This is a genomic window from Agromyces sp. P2_B3, assembly GCF_056404815.1.
In genome coordinates this window covers 39825-59837 of the sequence record NZ_JBFUDH010000017.1, presented here as the reverse complement: position 1 = coordinate 59837, position 20013 = coordinate 39825, and the positions used below count along the sequence as shown (strand labels likewise).

At 72.7% G+C, this 20013-nt stretch carries 18 protein-coding genes; 13 read left to right on the top strand and 5 right to left on the bottom strand.

The features are described 5' to 3' along the window. The coding region (locus AC1DZA_RS17630; protein WP_476773735.1) for an alpha/beta hydrolase at positions 1 to 1255 on the bottom strand (1255 nt) is incomplete at its 3' end. A gap of 90 nt (positions 1256 to 1345) precedes the next feature. Next, positions 1346 to 1753, bottom strand: a complete 408-nt coding sequence (locus AC1DZA_RS17625; RefSeq protein WP_476773734.1) for an NUDIX domain-containing protein — start codon at positions 1751 to 1753, stop codon at positions 1346 to 1348. 112 nt (positions 1754 to 1865) lie between these two features. On the opposite strand from AC1DZA_RS17625, the gene AC1DZA_RS17620 reads away from it, so the two are divergent. The 11 genes from AC1DZA_RS17620 (at position 1866) to AC1DZA_RS17570 (ending at position 13596) form a co-directional block, all read left to right on the top strand. Next, complete coding sequence (locus tag AC1DZA_RS17620) at positions 1866 to 3167, top strand: alpha-hydroxy-acid oxidizing protein (protein ID WP_476773733.1); 1302 nt, start codon at positions 1866 to 1868, stop codon at positions 3165 to 3167. A 272-nt stretch (positions 3168 to 3439) separates the two neighbouring features. After that, on the top strand, positions 3440 to 4624 hold the full coding sequence (locus AC1DZA_RS17615; RefSeq protein WP_476773732.1) for a polyprenyl synthetase family protein: 1185 nt from the start codon (positions 3440 to 3442) through the stop codon (positions 4622 to 4624). Positions 4625 to 4653: 29 nt separating this feature from the next. After that, entirely contained in the window at positions 4654 to 5913 is a 1260-nt protein-coding gene (locus AC1DZA_RS17610) for an inositol-3-phosphate synthase (RefSeq protein WP_476773737.1), read from the top strand. Continuing rightward, positions 5910 to 6806: an SCO3242 family prenyltransferase gene (locus tag AC1DZA_RS17605; protein WP_476773731.1), complete on the top strand. Its 897-nt coding sequence runs from the start codon at positions 5910 to 5912 to the stop codon at positions 6804 to 6806. Before AC1DZA_RS17610 ends, AC1DZA_RS17605 begins: the two co-directional genes overlap by 4 nt. Further along, positions 6803 to 7690 (top strand): sugar phosphate isomerase/epimerase family protein, encoded by an 888-nt coding sequence (locus AC1DZA_RS17600; protein ID WP_476773730.1) that lies wholly within the window; start codon positions 6803 to 6805, stop codon positions 7688 to 7690. Before AC1DZA_RS17605 ends, AC1DZA_RS17600 begins: the two co-directional genes overlap by 4 nt. Beyond that, positions 7687 to 8301 (top strand): EboA domain-containing protein, encoded by a 615-nt coding sequence (locus tag AC1DZA_RS17595; RefSeq protein WP_476763113.1) that lies wholly within the window; start codon positions 7687 to 7689, stop codon positions 8299 to 8301. Before AC1DZA_RS17600 ends, AC1DZA_RS17595 begins: the two co-directional genes overlap by 4 nt. A gap of 2 nt (positions 8302 to 8303) precedes the next feature. After that, complete coding sequence (locus AC1DZA_RS17590) at positions 8304 to 9179, top strand: TatD family hydrolase (protein ID WP_476773729.1); 876 nt, start codon at positions 8304 to 8306, stop codon at positions 9177 to 9179. Then, positions 9179 to 10309, top strand: a complete 1131-nt coding sequence (gene eboE, locus AC1DZA_RS17585) for a metabolite traffic protein EboE (protein ID WP_476773728.1) — start codon at positions 9179 to 9181, stop codon at positions 10307 to 10309. Before AC1DZA_RS17590 ends, eboE begins: the two co-directional genes overlap by 1 nt. Next, a complete protein-coding gene (locus AC1DZA_RS17580; RefSeq protein ID WP_476773727.1) occupies positions 10306 to 11709 on the top strand; it encodes an alkaline phosphatase family protein in 1404 nt (467 codons plus the stop codon). The genes eboE and AC1DZA_RS17580 overlap by 4 nt, the downstream gene beginning before the upstream one ends. Then, positions 11706 to 12275: an isopentenyl-diphosphate Delta-isomerase gene (idi, locus tag AC1DZA_RS17575; protein WP_476773726.1), complete on the top strand. Its 570-nt coding sequence runs from the start codon at positions 11706 to 11708 to the stop codon at positions 12273 to 12275. The genes AC1DZA_RS17580 and idi overlap by 4 nt, the downstream gene beginning before the upstream one ends. Before the next feature lie 94 nt (positions 12276 to 12369). Beyond that, positions 12370 to 13596, top strand: coding sequence for an ROK family transcriptional regulator (locus tag AC1DZA_RS17570; protein WP_476761190.1), 1227 nt, complete (start codon positions 12370 to 12372; stop codon positions 13594 to 13596). 87 nt (positions 13597 to 13683) lie between these two features. Here AC1DZA_RS17570 and AC1DZA_RS17565 read toward each other — a convergent pair whose 3' ends face one another. The 3 genes from AC1DZA_RS17565 to AC1DZA_RS17555 form a co-directional block, all read right to left on the bottom strand. Next, positions 13684 to 14691, bottom strand: a complete 1008-nt coding sequence (locus AC1DZA_RS17565; protein WP_476773725.1) for a sugar phosphate isomerase/epimerase family protein — start codon at positions 14689 to 14691, stop codon at positions 13684 to 13686. Positions 14692 to 14736: 45 nt separating this feature from the next. After that, entirely contained in the window at positions 14737 to 15900 is a 1164-nt protein-coding gene (locus AC1DZA_RS17560) for a Gfo/Idh/MocA family protein (RefSeq protein WP_476773724.1), read from the bottom strand. Between the two features lie 120 nt (positions 15901 to 16020). Continuing rightward, positions 16021 to 17055, bottom strand: coding sequence for a substrate-binding domain-containing protein (locus AC1DZA_RS17555; protein ID WP_309975414.1), 1035 nt, complete (start codon positions 17053 to 17055; stop codon positions 16021 to 16023). A 306-nt stretch (positions 17056 to 17361) separates the two neighbouring features. On the opposite strand from AC1DZA_RS17555, the gene AC1DZA_RS17550 reads away from it, so the two are divergent. After that, complete coding sequence (locus AC1DZA_RS17550; protein WP_476761194.1) at positions 17362 to 18846, top strand: sugar ABC transporter ATP-binding protein; 1485 nt, start codon at positions 17362 to 17364, stop codon at positions 18844 to 18846. Continuing rightward, positions 18843 to 19886, top strand: a complete 1044-nt coding sequence (locus AC1DZA_RS17545) for an ABC transporter permease (RefSeq protein WP_476761195.1) — start codon at positions 18843 to 18845, stop codon at positions 19884 to 19886. The genes AC1DZA_RS17550 and AC1DZA_RS17545 overlap by 4 nt, the downstream gene beginning before the upstream one ends. Positions 19887 to 20013 lie beyond the last annotated feature (127 nt).

The window sequence follows — 20013 nt, the reverse complement described above, 5'->3', positions numbered from 1 at the left end:
CCGCTGGCGCGCTCGCCGCGGCGGCGGCAGCGGCAGCATCGCCCCCGCTCGCCGCCTCGACGGCGGCCGCCGCGGCCGCGCCGGAGGTGACCAGCAGCTGCTTGGCGATGAGCCCGCCCTTGCTGTGCGCGACGATGACCCGGCCCGCGGCGGGCGGGCGCGTTCGGGCGAGCGCCCGGCCGAGGCGCTCGGAGGTCTCGGAGATGCCCCGGCGGTTCGAGCCGAGCCCGTGCACGACGCGCACCCGATGGCCGGCGGCGTTGAGCGCGTCGCCGAGCGGCCGGAGGAACGTCCAGTGCTCGTAGATGCCGGGCAACAGGATGACCTCGGGCAGGTCCCGCGAGCCCGAGGCCCACGCGCGCGGCGACGGGCGCAGGCGCCCCAGCCCCCATGGCGGCCGGAGGATCGCGAGCTGCCGTGCGCCCGCGTACACGTAGTCGCTGGCCCACCACCAGCCTCGAACCACCGCCGGCGGCAGCTCGGGCTCGGTGGGCGCGCGCACCTCGTCGCCGACGCGATCGCCGTGGGCGTGCGCCGCCACGAGCATCGCGACCTGCTCGCCGGCCGTCACCATGGTCTCGTGTCCGCGGCCGGGCACCTCGACGTAGCGGGCGTGCGGCATGAGCCGCGCCACCTCCTGCGCCCACGCCCTCGGCGAGATGCGGTCGTCCTCGCCGCGGATCACGAGCGTCGGCCGCGCGACATCCGGAAGCGTCTCCTCGAGGTGGTGGTCGAGCATCTGGCCGAGCTTCGCGAAGTACCACCGCGGCCCGGCCTGCAGGTAGGTGAAGACTGCGAGCCCCATGACCTTCGGCTTGGTGATCGACTCGTCCTGCAGCAGCCGCAGCGCCTGCATGCCCATGCTGCGCTCGCGCGGGTTCACGGTCGGCGCGATGAGCACCACGCGCGCGACCCGCTCGGGATGGCGCGCGGCCGCCTCGGCGACGATCTGCGTGCCCATCGAGTGGCCGACGAGCACCACGTCGTGCAGGTCCTCGGCCTCGAGCAGTGCGGCGAGGTAGTCGCCCGACGCGCGCATCGACAGCGGCTCGTCGGGCTCGGGCGCCTCGCCGAAGCCCGGCAGGTCGAGCGCGAGCACCCGCCCGTCGAGGGCCAGGGCGTCGGCGAGGCCCGAGAAGTAGCGGTGTCCCATGCCGATGCCGTGCACCAGCACGTAGCACGGCCCCGCGCCGGTGCCCGACTCGGTGATCACCGTCACGCCGTCGCCGCGGCGGAACTCGCGAGTCACCGACATGGCGGCAGTCTACGAGGCGGAGCCGAGCGTGGCGTGAACCGCGCAGCGACCGTGCGGATGCCGCGGTCCCACCCAGCACCGGGCACGCGCTCAGTCGATGAGGCCGGATGCCGCGAGCAGGCGCAGCACCTCGACGCCCGCCGGCGGGCAGCGGTGGGCGTCGGCGGTGGTCACCCAGTGCAGGGCGCCCACCTCAGCGGAGGCGGCGGGCGCGGCATCCGTCTCGGCGCGGAAGACCCGCATGCGCACCAGCCGGCCCTCGGGCTCGCCGTGCGCCTGCACCACCACCTCGAAGAGCTCGTCGAGCGCGTCGGGGTCGAGGTCGAGCGCGACCTCCTCGAAGGCCTCGCGCGCGGCGGCCTCGGCGGCGGTCTCGCCCGGGTCGATCTTGCCGCCGGGCATGTAGTGCACGTCGCGGCCGCGCGCGGTGACCCTGAGCACGCGCCGGTCGCGCACGAGCGCGATGGCGGCGACGAGGAGGTCGGGCAGCTGCGGCATCCTCTCCACCCTAGGCGGGGCGGCTCCACACACGACCCCCGCTGCGCTGGCGGGCAGCCCTCCGCACCCCCCGCTACGCTGGCTCGCAGTCCGATCGCGAAGGAGCGGCCCGATGACCGAGGCGAACCGCGGCTACGCGCGCACCGTGCAGTCCGACGTGTACCGCGCCGGGGTGAGCGGCACGAAGCCGGCCGTGCCCGTCGACGTGGCGGCGCTCGAGCGCGCCGCCCGCAAGGCGACCTCCGCCGAGGCGTTCGCCTACCTCGCCGGCGGGGCAGGGTCGGAGGCGACCATGGCCGCGAACCGGGCCGCGTTCGGGCGGTGGCAGGTGTGGCCGCGCGTCCTCCGCGACGTGTCCGAGCGCGACCTCTCGATCGAGCTCCTCGGGCGGCGACGCGCCACCCCGTTCCTGCTCTCGCCCATCGGGGTCGCCGAGCTGGCGCACCCCGATGCCGACGTGGCCGTGGGCCGCGCGGCATCCGCGCTCGACGTGCCCTACGTGCTGTCGAACCAGGCGTCGCGCCCGATGGAGGAGGTCGCCGCCGCGATGGGCGACGGATCGCGGTGGTTCCAGCTCTACTGGAGCGCCTCGCACGACCTCAACGCGTCGTTGCTGCGCCGGGCGGAGGCGGCCGGTTGCGAGGCCGTCGTCGTCACCCTCGACACGCACCTGCTCGGCTGGCGCGCCCGCGACCTCGACGCCGCGTTCCTGCCGTTCACGCGAGGGCAGGGCATCGCGCAGTACACGAGCGACCCGGTGTTCGCCGAGCTCGTGCGCGCGCGGGTGTCGGGAAGCGCCGTCGGGGGAGCGCGACCCAGGGTGACGCCGACCCTGTTGCGCTCGGCCCTCTCGATCGCCCGCCGCGGCGCCGGCACGAGGCTGGTCGAGGGCGGCGTGCGCGACGCCCTGCGCTCGCCGCTGCCCCGGGCGGCGGTCGAGACCTTCCTCGACGTCTTCTCGGACGCGAGCCTCACGTGGGACGACCTCGCCAGGCTGCGTGAGTGGACCTCGCTGCCCGTGCTGCTGAAGGGCGTGCTGCATCCGGATGACGCGAGCCGGGCCCTCGACGCCGGTGTCGACGGCATCGTGGTGTCGAACCACGGCGGCCGTCAGGTCGATCGCTCGGTGGCGACCCTCGACGCGCTGCCGGAGATCGTCGAGCGGGTCGGCGCACGCGTGCCGATCGTGCTCGACAGCGGCGTGCGCAGCGGAGCCGACGCGTTCATCGCCCTCGCCCTCGGGGCCACGGCGGTCGGCATCGGCAGGCCCTACGCGTACGGCCTCGCGGTGGCCGGCGAGACCGGGGTGCGCGAGGTCGTGCGCAACCACCTCGCCGAGCTCGACCTCACGATGGCGCTCGCGGGCCACCGCTCGATCGGGGAGATCGGGCCGGACTCGCTTCGGGCGCGCTGAGCAGGCCCCACCCCCGTTTCCCGCGCCGCGCCGTCGCGCCCCGATGGGGCCGCGGGGTGGCAGGCGCGCGCTACCGCTGCCACGCACATTCCAAAAGTTGTACCACAGCGCGCGAAACAATGAACCATTGCGCTCGACTTACGTCGTGGCTAGGTTGGCTTTTATCGCACCGGTCGACGGAAGCCCCCCAACCGGGGGTGCAGCGCCACCGGCACGGACGACGCCGGCACCCAGCCGGCGTCGGGGCCTGTCAACGTCGACGGAGGAGCTCCATGAAGTCGTCACCGCCGATGACCGCGCCCTCGACGATCGAGGGCGCGCTGCTGACCTCGCTCCGCGGCCGCATGGTCGCCGACCCCGTCGTCGCGACTCCGGACGCCACCGCGGACGCCTCCGTTCGCCTCGACGCCGAGGTCGAGGCCTTCGGTGCGACGTCACCGGCCGTCACGGCTGCGCACTGGCGGCGCGTCCGGACCCGGTGCGCGGCGTTCGGCCCGGAAGTCGTCCGGCTGCTCGACGAGGCGGCGGCGTCCGACGGCGGCAAGCACCTCCGGCCACGTCTCGTGGCCGCCGCCTACTTCGGATTCGGCGGCGCTGACCACCGCGTGCTCGGCGAGGTCGCCGGCGCCCAGCAGCTGCTCCACCTCGGCCTCTGCATGCACGACGACCTGATCGACGGCGACCGGCTGCGCCATGGCCGGCCGAACCTGCTCGCCGCGTACGAGGCCGGTGACCGAGCAGCGGGGCTGACGGATGCCGCGGCCGACCGGCACGCGATGGCGGCCGCCCTGCTCGCCGGCGACCTCGCCCTGAACGCCGCGCTCCTCGCACTGCTCGACGCGCCCGCCCCCGCGCCGGTGCAGCAGCGGCTCGCCGCGGAGGCCGCGGGGGCGCTGGAGCGCACGATCGCGGGCGAGCTGCTCGACGTGCGCTCGGAGCTGGTCCGCCCCGACCTGGCCGACCCGCTGAGGGTCGCCGAGCTGAAGACCGCCGTCTACAGCGTGTCGCTGCCCCTTCGGCTCGGCGCGATCGCCGCCGGCGTGGCATCCGTCGACGTCCTCGACAGCCTCGACCGGGCCGGCCTCGCCTTCGGCATCGCCTATCAGCTCGCCGATGACGACCTCGGCCTCTTCGGCACCGAGGCCGTCACCGGCAAGTCGGTGCGGTCCGACCTGCAGCAGGGCACGCGCACGGAGCTCATCCGACTGGCCTACGGGCGGCTCGACGCCCCTGGCCGCGCGATGCTCGACGCCGTGCTCGGCGCACCGTCGGTGACCGACCAGGACGCCGACCTCGTGCGCGACCTCGTGCTCCGCAGCGGCGCCCGCGATGCCGCGGCGGTCGCCATCGACGAGCACGTCGCCCGCGGCATCCGCATCGCCGAGACCGACCTGCCCGGCCCCCTCGCGACCCACCTGGCCCGACTCGCCCGATCGATGCGAAGCCGCACCCGATGATCCGAACACCCTGGAGGAATGACGTGACCATGCTCGACACCGCACCCCCGCTCGACACCGACGCGAACGCACCCACCCCCTCGCCCGGTTGGACGCACGGTCGCGTGGGCGTGTGGCTGGTCGGCGCCCGCGGCTCGGTGGCCACCGCCGTCGCGGTCGGACTGCACGCCCTCGCCACCGGCCTCGCGGCTCCCACGGGCTGCGCCACGGCCGGCGCCGAGTTCGCGGGCGTGCCGCTGCCGGGCTTCGACGACCTCGTGCTCGGCGGGCACGACGTCAGCACCACGCCGCTCGCGCATCGCGCGCAGGCGCTCGCCGACTCGGGCATGATCCCGCAGCGCTACGTCACCGCCGCGCTCGCAGGGCTCGAGCAGGCCGACGCCGAGATCCGGCCGGGCTACCAGCCGGCGACCCATGCCGGCACCCAGGCCGCCGCCGTGGCGAGGCTCGCCGGCGACATCATCTCGTTCCGCGACCGGCACGGGCTCGACCACGTCGTCGTCGTCGACATCTCGTCGACCGAGCCCATCGCCGTCGACCGGCCCCAGTTCCATGACGCGGCGCTCCTCACGGACGCCCTCGGCGACCCGGCCGAGGCCGTGCTGCCCGCGAGCTCGATCGCCGCGCTCGCCGCGATCGAGTCCGGCAGTGCCTACGCGGGCTTCACGCCCTCTGCCGGACTCTCGCTGCCTGCGCTGCAGGAGCTCGCCGCGCAGCGAGGCATCCCGTTCGCCGGGCAGGACGGCAAGACCGGTGAGACCCTCATCCGCACGGCGCTCGCCCCCATGTTCGGCGCCCGCGGCCTGCACGTGCACTCCTGGGCCGGAGCGAACCTGCTCGGCGGCGGCGACGGCGCCACGCTCGCCGACCCCGACGCCGTGCAGAGCAAGCTCGCCTCGAAGACCCGTGGCCTCCGCACCCTCGTCGGCGAGCACGTCGTCGCGCCGCTCCATATCGACAACGTCCCCGACCTCGGCGACATCAAGACGGCGTGGGACCACATCCACGCCGAGGGGTTCCTCGGCTCGCGCATCACCATGCAGACGATCTGGAGCGCCTACGACTCGATGCTGGCCGCGCCGCTCGTGCTCGACCTCGCGCGGCTCCTCGCGCTGGCGGATGCCGCGGGCGCCGGTGGCATCGTGCCCGAGCTCGGCTTCTTCTTCAAGGACCCCTGGGGCAGCGACGTGCACGACTTCGGGCAGCAGACCGACGACCTGATCGCATGGGCGCAGGCGACGGGCGCACGCCTCGCCGCGGCACGGCGACCCGCACGGGTCGCACGTTGACCGCGGTCGGCGACGTCCTCGAGCTCGTGCGCGCACCGGCCGCGCTCACGGTGATCGGCGATGCGATCGCGGGCGGGTATGCCGGTGGGGGGCGTCTCGCCGGCCGCAGGTGGCTGCTGCCGCTCGCCTCCGTCTTCCTCTACAGCGGCGGCATGGCCCTGAACGACTACGCCGACCGCCGGCTCGACGCCGTCGAGCGGCCCGAGCGGCCCATCCCGTCGGGCCGCGTCCTCCCTCGGCGTGCCCTCGGCATTGCCGCCGCCTGCATGGCCGTCGGCGTCGGGCTCGCCGCGAGCGGCGGCGGCCGCAGGGGGCTCGCCGTCGCCGCGCCCCTCGTCGGCGCGGTGGTGGCCTACAACACGGTGTTCAAGGAGACGGCGGCGGGACCGCTGAGCATGGCGGCGTGCCGCGGGCTCGACGTGATGATGGGTGCACGCGGCGCCGCGACGGCCCTGCCCGCCGCGACGGTGGTCGCCCTGCACACGGCCGGCGTGACCGCGCAGTCCCGCGGCGAGGTGCACGGCGGTTCCTCCGGTGTCGCACTCGCGGGGCTCGCGGTGACGGGCGCGACCACGATCGCGGCCGTGGGCGGCGGCCGCGGCAACGACGTCCGTGGCGGCGGCTCCCGGACCCGCGTGGCCGCGACCGCGGGCGCGGTGGCGGGCGGCATCGCCTACGCGGGCGCCCTGCTGCCGAGACAGCTCGCGGCGCTCGCCGATCCGTCGGCCGCCAACGTGCGCACGGCGACTCGCGCCGGCATCGGCGCGATGATCCCGTTGCAGGCGACGCTCGTCGCCCGCACCGGCGCGGTCGTTCCGGCGGCCGCCATCGGCGCGCTCGACCTCGTCCGCCGTGCGCTCGCCGCGCGGCGTCGGGCGGGTGACGTCACATGACGATCGCCCTCGGCGACACCGCGCACGCCACCGGACCGCTGCCCGACGCCGGCTTCGTGCTCGGCTACGGCACCAACGGCTTCACGGACCACCCGCTCGAGGCCGCACTGCGGGTGCTCGAGTCGAACGGATACGGCGCCCTGGCGCTCACCCTGGGGCATCCGCACCTCGACCCCTTCGCCGAGGACGCCGACCTCCGCGCGGCGCACCTCCGCGACCGCCTCGACGAGCTGGGCTGGCGGGTCGTGGTGGAGACCGGCACCAGGTACCTGCTCGATCCGTACGCCAAGCACCGCCCCACGCTCGTCGACGAGTACGCGGCCGCGCGCCTCCGGTTCCTCCGCCGTGCCGTCGACCTCGCGGCGATCCTGCGCGCCGACTGCGTCTCGTTGTGGTCGGGCGTGCTTCCGGAGGGCGTCGACGCCGACGAGGGCTGGCGTCGGCTCGTGCCGCGCATGCGCGAGGTCGTCGCGTACGCGGCGGCGTCCGGGGTCACCCTCGGCTTCGAGCCCGAACCCGGCATGCTCGTCGAGACCGTCGCCGATGCCCTGCGCCTGCGCGAGCAGCTCGGATCACCCGACGTGCTCGGCATCACCGTCGACCTCGGGCACTGCGTCGTCGTCGAGCCCGACGGAGTCGTCGGCGCGCTTCGCGCCGCGGGCGACCTGCTCGTGAACGTCCAGGTCGACGACATGCTGCCCGAGGCGCACGAGCACCTCGAGCTCGGTCGCGGCCGCCTCGACCTCGCCGCGTCGCTCGCGACGCTGGAGGAGATCGGCTACCGGGGCGTCGCTGCCGTCGAGTTGCCACGGCACGCGCACGACGCCCCGGGCGTCGCCGCGCGGAGCATGCAGGCCATCCACGACGCATGGAGGGAACGATGACGATCGACTGGACCACCACCGCCGTCCGCGAGGTGATCGCAGAGCCGCAGCGCATCGTCGTGCTGTTTCCCGCGGCCGGCCGCGCGGTCGGGCGCGCACCGATCGAGCCTGCGACCGATCCGCTCGGCCTCCGGCACGGCACGGTCGACGACCGGGCGCGCGCCGATCTCGTGGTCGCGATGCTGAGGGTGCTGCCGCCAGGCGAGGCCGCCGCGCAGCTCGCCGACCTCTACCGCTACGGCGACGATGCCGAGCGCCGGGGCGTGCTGTGCGGCCTGAACGTCGCGCCCCGTGTCGGGCCCGAGGCGGTGACGGTCGGCGTCGAGCTCGTCGCCGACGCACTCCGCACGAACGACCCCCGCCTCGTCGCCGCCGCGCTCGGCGCGTTCGCCGCGGCGCACCTCGACCAGCACGGCTGGCGTCACGGGGTGCTCAAGGCGCTGTTCATGGACATCCCGCTCGACGTCGTGGCCGACCTCGACCGCCGCGTCGACCCCGAGCTCGCCCGCATGGCCGCCGCGCTCATCGCCGAACGGCGGGCCGCCGGGCGCACGGTGAGCGACGACATGACGGCCCTCGCCACCACCACGACCACCGACCCAGGAGCCTGAGCATGCGAATCTTCGATCCCCACATCCACATGAGCGCGCGCACCACCGACGACTACGTCGCCATGTACGAGTCGGGCGTGCGCGCGGTCGTCGAGCCGTCGTTCTGGCTCGGCCAGCCGCGCACGAGCGTCGGCAGCTTCGTCGACTACTTCGACGCGCTGATCGGCTGGGAGCGGTTCCGCGCCGCGCAGTACGGCATCCGCCACCACTGCACCATCGGCCTCAACCCGAAGGAGGCGAACGATCCGCGCTGCCGCGAGGTGCTCGCGGTGCTTCCGCGCTACCTCGCGAAAGACGGCGTGGTCGCCGTCGGCGAACTCGGCTACGACTCGATGACGCCCGAGGAGGAGGAGGTCTTCGCGACCCAGCTCGCGCTCGCCCGCGACGTCGGCCTCCCGGCCGTCGTGCACACGCCGCACCGCGACAAGGCCGCCGGCACGACGCGCACGCTCGACGTGGTGCGCGAGTCGGGCATCGGCCCCGAGCGGGTCGTGGTCGACCACCTCAACGAGACCACGGTCGCCGAGGTCGCGGCATCCGGGTGCTGGATGGGCTTCTCCATCTATCCGCACACCAAGATGGACGAGCATCGCATGGTCGCGATCCTGCGCGAATACGGCACCGAGCGGATGCTGGTGAACTCCGCCGCGGACTGGGGCCAGTCCGATCCCCTGAAGACCCGGAAGACCGCCGGGGCCATGCTCGACGCCGGCTTCACCGAGCACGACGTCGACGTCGTGCTCTGGCAGAACCCCGTCGCCTTCTACGGGCAGAGCGGGCGACTGCACCTCGACCCGGTCCCGGGGTTCGTCGACCACGAGCCGCTCGTCCCGGCGACATTCGAGGGCAACTCCGTGCTGCGGGGGGCACGAGCCTGATGGAGCTCTCGTACTGCACCAACGTGCACCCCGCCGAGGACCTCGACGGGGTGCTCGCCCAGCTCGATGCCTTCGCCGGCCCGGTGCGCGCGGCCGCGGGACTGGACCGGCTCGGCGTGGGCCTCTGGCTTCCGGCCGAGCTCGCCGCCCGCCTCGCCGCGAGCCCCTCGGATCGTGACCGGCTCCGGGCGCGGCTCGCGTCGAACGGGCTCGAGCTCCGCACCGTCAACGCGTTCCCGTACCGGGCGTTCCACGCCGACGTCGTGAAGCTCGACGTGTATCGCCCCGACTGGACCGACGAACGCCGCGTGGCGCACACGCTCGACTGCGCCGCCGTGCTCGCCGACCTCCTGCCCGAGGGCGGCGCCGGCAGCATCTCGACGTTGCCGCTCGCGTGGCGTGCGCCGTGGACGGCCGACGATGACCGTCGCGCGAGCGCATCGCTCGCCCACGTCTCGCGCCGGCTCCGCGCGCTTCGCGAGGAGACCGGCCGCACCGTTCGGCTCGCGATCGAGCCCGAGCCCGGCTGCGTGCTCGACACGGTGCACGACGTGGTGGCCTGGCTCGGCCCGCGCACGCGCTCGGGCGAGATCGACCCCGAGTTCGTGGGCGTGTGCCTCGACACCTGCCACCTCGCGGTCTCCTTCGCCGATCCGGATGCCGCGGTGCGCGAGATCGCCGATGCCGGGCTTCGCGTGGTGAAGGTGCAGGCCTCGGCCGCACTGCACGTCGAGCGGCCGTCGGACGCCGCGAGCCGCGAGGCGATCGCCGCCTTCGTCGAGCCGCGCTACCTGCACCAGACGCGGGAGCTGCAGCCCGACGGCACCGTGCTCGCGACCGACGACCTCGGCGAGGCGCTCGAGGCGCTGCCCACCGAGGGACCGTGGCGCGTGCACTTCCACGTGCCGCTGCACCTCCAGCCGAGGGCGCCGCTCACCGCCACGACCGAGGTGCTCGCCACCGCGCTCGCCGCCGTGCGCTCCATCCCGCATGGCGATGAGGCCCACGTCGACGTCGAGACCTACACCTGGTCCGTCCTGCCCGATGCAGTCGACGACCTCGTGGCCGGCATCGCCGGCGAGGTGCGCTGGGCCGCCGACCTGCTCGAACCCTCGGAGGTGACCGCATGACCTCGGTCCTGCTGCTCGACGTCGTCGGACTGACCCCACGCGCGCTGGCGCACATGCCCCGGCTCAGCGCTCTCGCGGCATCCGGCGCCCGCACCCGGCTCGGCACGGTGCTGCCCGCCGTGACGTGCAGCGTGCAGTCCACCATGCTCACCGGCCTCGCGCCGGCGCAGCACGGCATCGTGGGCAACGGCTGGTACTTCCGCGACCAGGGCGAGGTGCACCTGTGGCGCCAGCACAACGCGCTCGTGCAGGGCGAGAAGGTGTGGGAGACCGCCAGGCGCCAGCAGCCCGGCTTCACGGCGGCGAACGTCGGCTGGTGGTACGCGATGGGGGCCAGCACCGACGTGACCGTGACGCCGCGTCCGGTCTACCACGCCGACGGGCGCAAGTCGCCCGACGCCTACGTGCGGCCGCCCGCCCTGCACGACGAGCTGACCGGCGCGCTCGGCGAGTTCCCGCTCTTCCAGTACTGGGGTCCGACCGCGTCGATCGCGTCGACCCGTTGGATGGTGGAGGCGACCCGCATGGTGATGCGCGATCGGCGGTCCGACCTCGTCATGGCGTACCTCCCGCACCTCGACTACGACCTGCAGCGCTTCGGTCCCGAGTCGCCGCAGGCAGACCGGGCGGCGGCCGAGCTCGACACCGCCATGGCGCCCCTGCTCGACGACGCGCAGGCGGCGGGTGCCACCGTGATCGCGGTCGCGGAGTACGGCATCGAGTCGGCGAACCGACCCGTCGACCTCAACCGGGTCCTCCGCCGCGAGGGACTCCTCGAGGTCTACGTGCAGCAGGGACGCGAGCAGCTCGACCCGTGGACGTCGCGGGCGTTCGCCGTCGCCGACCACCAGGTCGCGCACGTCTACGTGGCCGACCCCGCCGACGTCGAACGCGTGCGGGACCTGCTCCAGGGCCTGCCGGGCGTCGACGAGGTGCTCGACCGCGACGCGCAGCAGCGGTACGGCCTCGACCACGAACGGTCGGGCGAGCTCGTCGTCGTCGCGGAGCCCGGGGCCTGGTTCACCTACTACTACTGGCTCGACGACGACCGGGCGCCCGAGTTCGCGCGCGGCGTCGACATCCACCGCAAGCCCGGGTACGACCCGGCCGAGCTGTTCTTCGACCCGGCCGACCGCCTGGCGAAGGCGAAGGCGGCGCTCGGGCTGGTGCGCAAGAAGCTCGGCCTGCGGTACGCGATGAACGTCGTGCCGCTCGATCCCTCCTGGGTGCGCGGCACGCACGGCCGGCTGCCGTCGTCGGAGGCCGACTCGCCACTGCTGCTGTGCTCGGATGCCGCGCTGCCGTTCTGGGACGGCGTCGGCGACGCGGTACCCGCGGCCGCCGTGCGCGACCTGGTGCTGCAGGCGGCCGGCGTCGGCGCGCCGGTGGGCGCGGCATGAGCACCGTCCTCCCCGACTCCGAGGCGCGGACGGTCGAGGAGGTCGTGCTGCTCGACCCATCGGGTGCGCCGATCGGGTCGATGGAGAAGGCGAGGGTGCACGGCGTCGACACCCCGCTGCACCTCGCCTTCTCCTGCTACGGCTTCGACAGCGAGGGGCGGATGCTGCTGACGCGCCGTGCGCTCGCGAAGCGCACGTGGCCCGGGGTGTGGACGAACACGTGCTGCGGCCACCCCTCGCCCGGCGAGGACCTGGAGGCGGCCGCCGAGCGGCGGCTGCGGTTCGAGCTCGGGGTCGCGCCGATCTCGGTGCGAGTCGTGCTACCCGACTTCCGCTACCGCGCGGTCGCACCCGACGGCCTCGTCGAGCACGAGGTCTGCCCGGTGGTCTTCGCCGAGCTGCCGACCGACCTCGACCCGGCGCCGGAGGAGGTCATGGACTGGCGCTGGGTGGACCCCGGCGACTTCCTCCGGGTGGTGGACGCGATGCCGTCGGCGCTCAGTCCGTGGAGCGTGCTGCAGGGCCTCGAGCTGCGGGCGGCCGGGGCGTTCGGGGGTGTGCCGTGACGAGCGTGGGCCCGGCGACGTGACGACCGAAAGGGGGGCGCCCTTGCGACCACGATCGGGGAACTTCGAACGTCGATTGTGGAAGAATGGACAGATGACCGACATAAGTCGCACCGGCCAGGACGGGCACATCACCGCCCTCGGATCCTCCGTCGCCAGTGACCTGTTCCAGATCCTGCGCGACGGGCGTCCCCGCACCCGCACCGAGCTCTCGGCCATGACGGGCCTCGCCCGGTCGACGGTGGCACTCCGCATCGACGCCCTGATGAAGCTCGGGCTCGTCGGCCCGGTCGGTGACGCGGTGTCGACCGGTGGGCGACCGTCGTCCCAGTTCGCCATCGCGGCGAGCGGGCGCGTCGTGCTCGGCGTCGATGTCGGCGCCTCCCACGTGCGTATCGCCGTCAGCGATCTCACCGGCCGCATCCAGGCCGAGAGCAGCGAGCCCATCCGCGTCGCCGAGGGTCCCGAGGCGGTGCTCACGTGGGTCTCGGGGGCGGCGCAGGAGCTGCTCGACCGGCTCGGCCGTTCGCCCGCCGACCTGCTCGCCATCGGCATCGGGCTCCCGGGTCCCGTCGAGCACAGCTCCGGCCGGCCGATCAACCCGCCGATCATGCCCGGTTGGGACCGCTTCGACGTGCCGGGCTGGTTCCACGGCACCTTCGACGCCCCCGTGCTCGTCGACAACGACGTGAACATCATGGCGCTGGGCGAGCGCGAGCTCTCCTGGCCCGAGGTCGACCACCTCATCTTCGTCAAGGTCGCGACCGGCATCGGGTCGGGCGTCATCTCGGGCGGCATCCTCCAGCGTGGCGCACAGGGCACCGCCGGTGACATCGGGCACGTGCACGTGGCACGCGGCGCCGACGTGCCCTGCCAGTGCGGCAACCGCGGATGCCTCGAGGCCCTCGCCTCGGGTCCGGCCCTCGCGCGCGACCTGCGCGACACCGGCATGTCGCCCGAGTCCAGCCAAGACGTGGTCGAGCTCGTGAAGGGCGGCAACATCACCGCCATCCAGGCCGTGCGCCAGGCCGGTCGCGACATCGGCGAGGTGCTCACCACCTGCGTCAGCCTGATCAACCCGTCGGTCATCGTCATCGGCGGCTCGCTCGCCCAGGCGGGCGAGCACCTCATCGCGGGCGTCCGCGAGATCGTCTACACGCGGTCGATGCCGCTCGCCACCGAGCACCTGCAGATCACGCAGTCCAAGGCCGGGGCGGATGCCGCGGTGCTCGGCGCCTGCATGCTCGCGATCCACCACGCGCTGTCGCCCTCGAACATCGAGGAGATGGTGGTCGGCGCGCCGACCGCGGCGAAGGTCTGAAGCGCGGCTGGTACGACGCGAAGACATACGACGGATGCCCCCGGGGCGACCCCGGGGCATCCGTCGTATGTCGGGCCGTGCTCGGCGTTAGTCGGCCTTGGTGCTGAACGCGGCGTCGAAGGCTGCGTCGGGAGCGTCGAATGCCAGCCGTCGCACGAACTCGATGGCCTCGGGTGCGCCGAGCAGGCGGTCCATGCCGGCATCCTCCCACTCGATGGAGATCGGGCCCTGGTAGCCGATGGTGTTGAGCATGCGGAACGCGTCCTCCCAGGGCACGTCGCCGTGCCCCGTGGAGATGAAGTCCCAGCCGCGGCGCGGGTCGGCCCACGCGAGGTGCGAGCCGAGCCGGCCGTTGCGACCGTTCACCATGCGCTTGCGCGTGTCCTTGCAGTCGACGTGGTAGATCCGGTCGCGGAAGTCCCAGAGGAAGCCGACGGGGTCCAGATCCTGCCAGACCATGTGGCTCGGGTCCCAGTTCAGGCCGAACGCCGGTCGGTGGTCGATGGCCTCGAGGGTGCGGATCGTCGTCCAGTAGTCATAGGCGATCTCGGAGGGGTGCACCTCGTGGGCGAAGCGCACGCCCACCTCGTCGAACACGTCGAGGATCGGATTCCAGCGGTCGGCGAAGTCCTGGTAGCCGGCGTCGATCGCCTCCTGGGCGACGGGCGGGAACATCGCGATGTACTTCCAGATCGCCGAGCCGGTGAAGCCCACCACGGTGTCGACGCCGAGGCGCGCGGCGAGGCGCGCGGTGTTCTGCATCTCTTCGGCGGCGCGTCGACGCACGCCCTCGGGATCGCCGTCGCCCCACACGCGTTCCCGCAGGATGCCCTGGTGGCGAGCGTCGATGGGGTCGTCGCACACGGCCTGGCCGGTGAGATGGTTGGAGATCGCCCACACCTTGAGCCCGTGTCGTTCGAGCAGGGCGAGCCGGTCGGCGACGTAGTCGTCGTCGTCCCAGCGCCACGGGTCGAGGTGGTCGCCCCAGCATGCAAGCTCGAGCCCGTCGTAGCCCCATGAGGCGGCGAGGCGTGCGACCTCCTCGAGCGGCAGGTCGGCCCACTGGCCGGTGAACAGGGTGATCGGTCGAGTCACTGGATCCTCCTTGATGCGTTCGTGACGTGGTTGCTCGGGTCGGGTTCAGGCAGTCGGCGTCCAGACGCCGCTCGCCTCGGAGCTCCGCTCGACGGCGCCGAGGACGCGCTGCACCTGGAGCCCGTCGGCGAACGACGGGGTCGGCTGCACGCCCGCGGCGATCGCCTCGACGAAGTCTTTCGCCTGATGGGCGAACCCGTGCTCGTAGCCGAGCATATGACCGGCGGGCCACCAGGCGTCGAGATACGGATGCTCCGGCTCGGTGACCAGGATCTTCGTGAACCCTTGGCGGTCCGACGGTGCGGTGCGGTCGTAGTACTGCAGCGCGTTCATGTCCTCGAGGTCGAAGGCGACGGCGCCCAGCGATCCCGAGACCTCGATGCGGAGGGCGTTCTTGCGCCCCGTGCTCATGCGGGAGGCGACGAACGAGCCGAGTGCGCCGCCCTCGAAGCGTCCGGTGAACAGGGCGACGTCGTCGACGGTCACGGCACCGAAGCCGGCGCCCGCTGTGCCGGAGAGTCCGCTGCCCTCGGCGAGGAGCGGCCGCTCGGCGACCACGGTGTCGATGGTGCCGGCGACGCCGGTGAGGCGCTGGCCGGTGATGAACTGGGCGAGGTCGATGGCGTGGGCGCCGATGTCACCGAGGGCGCCCGAACCCGCGTGCTCCTTCTGCAGGCGCCACGCGAGGGGCGCGGACTCGTCGACGAGCCAGTCCTGCAGGTACTCGGCGCGCACGCTGCGCACGTCGCCGATGGCGCCGCGCGCGACCAGGTCCCGGGCGAACGTCGCAGCCGGAACCCGGCGGTAGGTGAACCCGACCATGGCGAAGACGCCTCGAGCGGCGGCGCGTTCGGCGGCGGCGGCCATCATCTCGGCCTCGGCCACGGAGTTGGCGAGCGGCTTCTCGCAGAGCACGTGCTTGCCGGCCTCGAGGGCGGCGATGGCGATCTCGGCGTGGGAGTCGCCCGGGGTCACGATGTCGATGACGTCGATGTCATCGCGCGCGATCGCCGCGCGCCAGTCGGTGGAGGTGTCGGCCCATCCCCACCTGTCGGCGGCGGATACGACCGCGCGCCCGTTGCGGCCCACGAGCAGCGCCATGTCGGGCGTCGCCGGCAGGTCGAAGAACCGTGGCGCCACGCGCCACCCCTGCGAATGCGCGGCTCCCATGAATCCGTAGCCGATCATGGCTACCCGCATCGAGGTCATCGTTCTCTCTCTCATCGGCCTCGACGGGCCGGTCCGGGGCGGACGCCCGCGTCGCWGTGGCGACGCGGGCGTCCGCGGGTGGTGCGATGGCTCCCGATCGGTCGACCGGGCACCGCCGCGCTAGGAGGTGAAGGCGGTCGGCAGGTACGTGTCGACGTTGTCGGCCGTGACGACGGGCGCGTAGAGCACGACGCGGTTGGGCACGTCCTGCTCGACGAGGTCGCCGAGCGCCTTGTTCTGGGCGATGAGTCGCGCGAGCGCGACGCCGTCGGCACCCTGGGTCGACGGGTAGATGACCGTCGCCTCGAGCACGCTGTTGCCGGCCTTGATGGCCTCCATGGCGTTCTTCGAGCCGGCGCCGCCGACCATGAAGAACTCGTCGCGACCCGCGGCGTCGATCGCCGCGAGGACGCCGACACCCTGGTCGTCGTCGTGGTTCCAGATGGCGTCGATCTTCGGCGCGGCGGCCAGCAGCTGCGAAGCGGCGGCCTCACCGCCCTGGACCGTGAAGTCCGCGGCGACGCGGTTGCTCACCTCGAGCCCGCAGTCCTCGAGCGCATCGGCGAAGCCCTTCGAGCGGTCCTGCGTGAGCGGGAGCGAGTCGATGCCGGCGATCTCCGCGACGACGGCGTCGGGGTTGTCGCCGAGCTTCTCGCAGATGTAGGTGCCGGCGCTGACGCCCATGCCGTAGTTGTCGCCGAGCACCGTGGTGCGGGCGGCGAACGGGCTGGAGAACTCGCGGTCGACGTTGATGACCGGGATCCCGGCCTCCATCGCCTTGATCGCGACCTCGGTCAGCGCGGCGCCGTCGGTCGGCAGCAGCACGATGGCGTCGACGCCGTCGTTGATGAAGGTCTCGACCTGGCTGATCTGCAGGTTGGCGTCGTTCGTGCCCTCGGCGACGACGAGCTCGACGTCGTCGTACTTCTCGGCCTCGGCGATGGCGCCCGAGTTGATGGCGCCGAGCCAGCCGTGGTCGGCTGCGGGGCCGGAGAAGCCGATGGTGACGGTGTCACCGGACTCGCTGTTGTTCGCATTGTTGGTGGGGCCGCTGTTGCCCTCCTCGGCGCCGGCCGTGCAGCCGGTCACGAGACCGGCGACCACGAGGGCGCCGGCTGCGGCGAACATGCGCCGTCGGGTGCGCGCTGTGCGCATGTGTCCTCCAAATGTGAGTGATTCGCAGACGTGCCGGCGAGGATTCTCGACCCTGGCACGGCTGCCCCGGAGGGTAGCTCAGCCGCGTCGTCCGCGCTGACAACGTCAACGTAGCATAAGTGGCCTCTTGCTTGGCAACTTAAGTTTGTTCGTCGTCATAAATCGCCGACGCCCGCCCCGGCAGTCCTCATTCCGGCGGACGCCCGATCGTCGCTGTTTTCCTCGTTGTGAGGCTGGCCGAGAGCCGGGCGCATCTGTTATGTTCATCACATGATCAAAGGTGATAATCCAGCGTCATTACTTTCGATGCGCGGGATCACGAAGGCGTTCGCCGGAGTTCCCGCCCTCCGTGGCGTCGATCTCGACGTGGTCGCCGGCGAGGTGCACTGCGTCCTCGGGCAGAACGGCGCCGGCAAGTCGACGCTGATCAAGGTCCTCGCGGGCGCGCACCAACCCGACGAGGGCGAGATCATCTGGCAGGGGGAGCGGCGCGACATCCCGAACCCGGTCGCCGCCATCGACATGGGCGTCGCCACGATGTACCAGGAGCTCGACGTCGTCGACGGCCTCACCATCGCGGAGAACATCTTCCTGGGCCACGAGCTCGCCACCGGCGGGGTGCTGCACCGTGCGCGCGCGGCGAAGACGACTCGCGACCTGCTCAAGCGGCTCGGCCACGGCGACCTCTCGCCGCATCGCGAGGTCGGCACGCTCTCCGCCGCCCACAAGCAGATCGTGAGCATGGCGCGTGCGCTGTCTCACGACGCGAAGCTCATCATCATGGACGAGCCGAGCGCGGTGCTCGACGCCGAGGAGGTCAAGAACCTCTTCCGGGTCGTGCACGAGCTGACGGCCCAGGGCATCGCGATCATCTACATCTCGCACCGCCTCGAGGAGATCCGGCAGATCGGCGATCGCATCACCGTCATCAAGGACGGCTCGAGCATGGCCACCGGCCTCCAGGTCGCCGACACGCCGACCCCCGAGCTCATCCGTCTCATGACCGGCCGCAACGTCGAGTTCGTCTTCCCGCCGCAGCGCGACCTCCCGGTCGACGCGCCCGTCGTCCTCGACGTCACCGGCCTCGAACTGCGCGGCACCTTCTCCGACGTCACCTTCCAGGTCCGTGCCGGCGAGGTGGTCGGCCTCGCCGGCCTCGTCGGTTCCGGCCGCTCGGAGATCCTCGAGACCATCTACGGTGCCCGCCGCCCGACGGACGGCACGGTCTCGGTGAGCGGCGTTCGGCTTCGTGCGGGCTCCGTGAACTCGGCGGTCGGCGCCGGAGTGGGTCTCTCGCCCGAGGAACGCAAGAGCCAGGGCCTCCTCCTCGAGGAGCCCATCTTCCAGAACGTGACGCTCTCCTCCTTCGCTCGCTTCGCGCGCGGCGGCGTGCTCAACGAGCGCCGCGAACGCGCGGTCACCCGTGAGCAGATCGACGCGCTCGAGCTCCGTCCCGCCGACCCCGACCGCATCACCGGCACCCTCTCGGGCGGCAACCAGCAGAAGATCATGCTCGCGCGCTGGCTCGTGCACGGCACGTCGGTGCTCCTGCTCGACGAGCCGACGCGTGGTGTCGACGTCGGCGCCCGCGCCGAGATCTACGCCCTCATCCGTCGGCTCGCCGACGCCGGCACCGCGATCGTCGTGGTGTCCAGCGAGATCGAGGAGGTCCTCGGGCTCTCCGATCGCGTGCTCGTCATCGGCGACGGCCGCGTCCTCCACATCACCCCAGCCACCGAGATCGACGAGCACGGCGTGCTCGACCTCGTCATGAAAGGAACTGCCGCGTGAGCGAGCAAGCCCCCGTAACCGCACCTCCCACGACCGTCGTCGAACCGAGCCAGAAGCCGTCGGGTGGCGTGGCGAGCCGCCTGCTGAGGGGCGCCGCCGGGCGCAACCTCGGCCTCATCATCGCGCTGCTCCTCCTCATCGCCGTGGGCTGGATCACCGCGGGCCAGACGTTCATGAACGTCGAGAACATGTTGACGATCCTCCGCCTCGCCTCGATCATCGGCGTCATCAGCATCGGCATGACCTTCGTCATCACCGCCGGCGGCATCGACCTCTCGGTCGGTTCCGTCATGGGGCTCGCCAGCGTGGTGGCGTCGTTGTCGTGGATCCAGACCGGGGCGACCCAGTCGAGCTGGCTCCTCATGGTCGTCGTCGCCGTTGCGGTGGGCGGTGTCGCCGGGCTCATCAACGGCATCGTGATCGCCTACGGCAAGGTCGTCCCCTTCATGGCGACACTGGCCATGCTCGTCGCCGCACGGGGCCTCGCCGAACTGTTGTCGAACAGGCAGACGCAGATCGTCACCGTCACCGGATTCCTCGAGTTCTTCCGTGGGGGTTTCCTCGGCGTCCCGTGGCTCATCTGGATCTTCGTCATCGCCGCCGTGGTCGGGTGGTTCCTCCTGGGCCGCACCACGTTCGGACGCCGCACGGTGGCCATCGGCGGCAACTTCGAGGCCACCCGTCTGGCGGGCATCCGCGTGAAGCGCCACCTCGTGTCGCTGTACGTGCTTGTCGGACTCAGCGCCGGCATCGCCGCGGTCATGATGCTGGGCCGCACCACGGCCGGCACCTCCACCCACGGCCAGCTCTACGAGCTCGACGCGATCGCCGCGGTCGTCGTCGGTGGCACGTTGCTCGCGGGTGGGCGAGGCACGATCGTCGGCACGGTGCTCGGCGTGCTGATCTTCACGACGCTCACGAACGTGTTCACGCAGAACAACCTCTCGACCTCGGTGCAGGCGGTCGTGAAGGGCGTCATCATCATCGTGGCCGTGCTCCTGCAGCAGCGCTTCGCGTCCCGTCCGGGTCGTTCGAGCTAGCCGCACCGACCCGCCCGCACGACGGCGCCCCGACGATCTCGCATCGTCGGGGCGCCGTCGCGTGCGCCGGACGGGCCCGGACCACGCCCCCAATCCACGGGCCATTCGCGCCTCGCGCACAGGAGCC

Bases quoted from the DNA above. Each gene is read 5' to 3' on its own strand.
- AC1DZA_RS17625 (WP_476773734.1), bottom strand. From the start codon at position 1,753: ATGCCGCAGCTGCCCGACCTCCTCGTCGCCGCCATCGCGCTCGTGCGC.
- AC1DZA_RS17620 (WP_476773733.1), top strand. From the start codon at position 1,866: ATGACCGAGGCGAACCGCGGCTACGCGCGCACCGTGCAGTCCGACGTG.
- AC1DZA_RS17615 (WP_476773732.1), top strand. From the start codon at position 3,440: ATGAAGTCGTCACCGCCGATGACCGCGCCCTCGACGATCGAGGGCGCG.
- AC1DZA_RS17610 (WP_476773737.1), top strand. From the start codon at position 4,654: ATGCTCGACACCGCACCCCCGCTCGACACCGACGCGAACGCACCCACC.
- AC1DZA_RS17600 (WP_476773730.1), top strand. From the start codon at position 6,803: ATGACGATCGCCCTCGGCGACACCGCGCACGCCACCGGACCGCTGCCC.
- AC1DZA_RS17595 (WP_476763113.1), top strand. From the start codon at position 7,687: ATGACGATCGACTGGACCACCACCGCCGTCCGCGAGGTGATCGCAGAG.
- AC1DZA_RS17590 (WP_476773729.1), top strand. From the start codon at position 8,304: ATGCGAATCTTCGATCCCCACATCCACATGAGCGCGCGCACCACCGAC.
- eboE (WP_476773728.1), top strand. From the start codon at position 9,179: ATGGAGCTCTCGTACTGCACCAACGTGCACCCCGCCGAGGACCTCGAC.
- AC1DZA_RS17580 (WP_476773727.1), top strand. From the start codon at position 10,306: ATGACCTCGGTCCTGCTGCTCGACGTCGTCGGACTGACCCCACGCGCG.
- idi (WP_476773726.1), top strand. From the start codon at position 11,706: ATGAGCACCGTCCTCCCCGACTCCGAGGCGCGGACGGTCGAGGAGGTC.
- AC1DZA_RS17570 (WP_476761190.1), top strand. From the start codon at position 12,370: ATGACCGACATAAGTCGCACCGGCCAGGACGGGCACATCACCGCCCTC.
- AC1DZA_RS17560 (WP_476773724.1), bottom strand. From the start codon at position 15,900: ATGACCTCGATGCGGGTAGCCATGATCGGCTACGGATTCATGGGAGCC.
- AC1DZA_RS17555 (WP_309975414.1), bottom strand. From the start codon at position 17,055: ATGCGCACAGCGCGCACCCGACGGCGCATGTTCGCCGCAGCCGGCGCC.
- AC1DZA_RS17550 (WP_476761194.1), top strand. From the start codon at position 17,362: ATGCGCGGGATCACGAAGGCGTTCGCCGGAGTTCCCGCCCTCCGTGGC.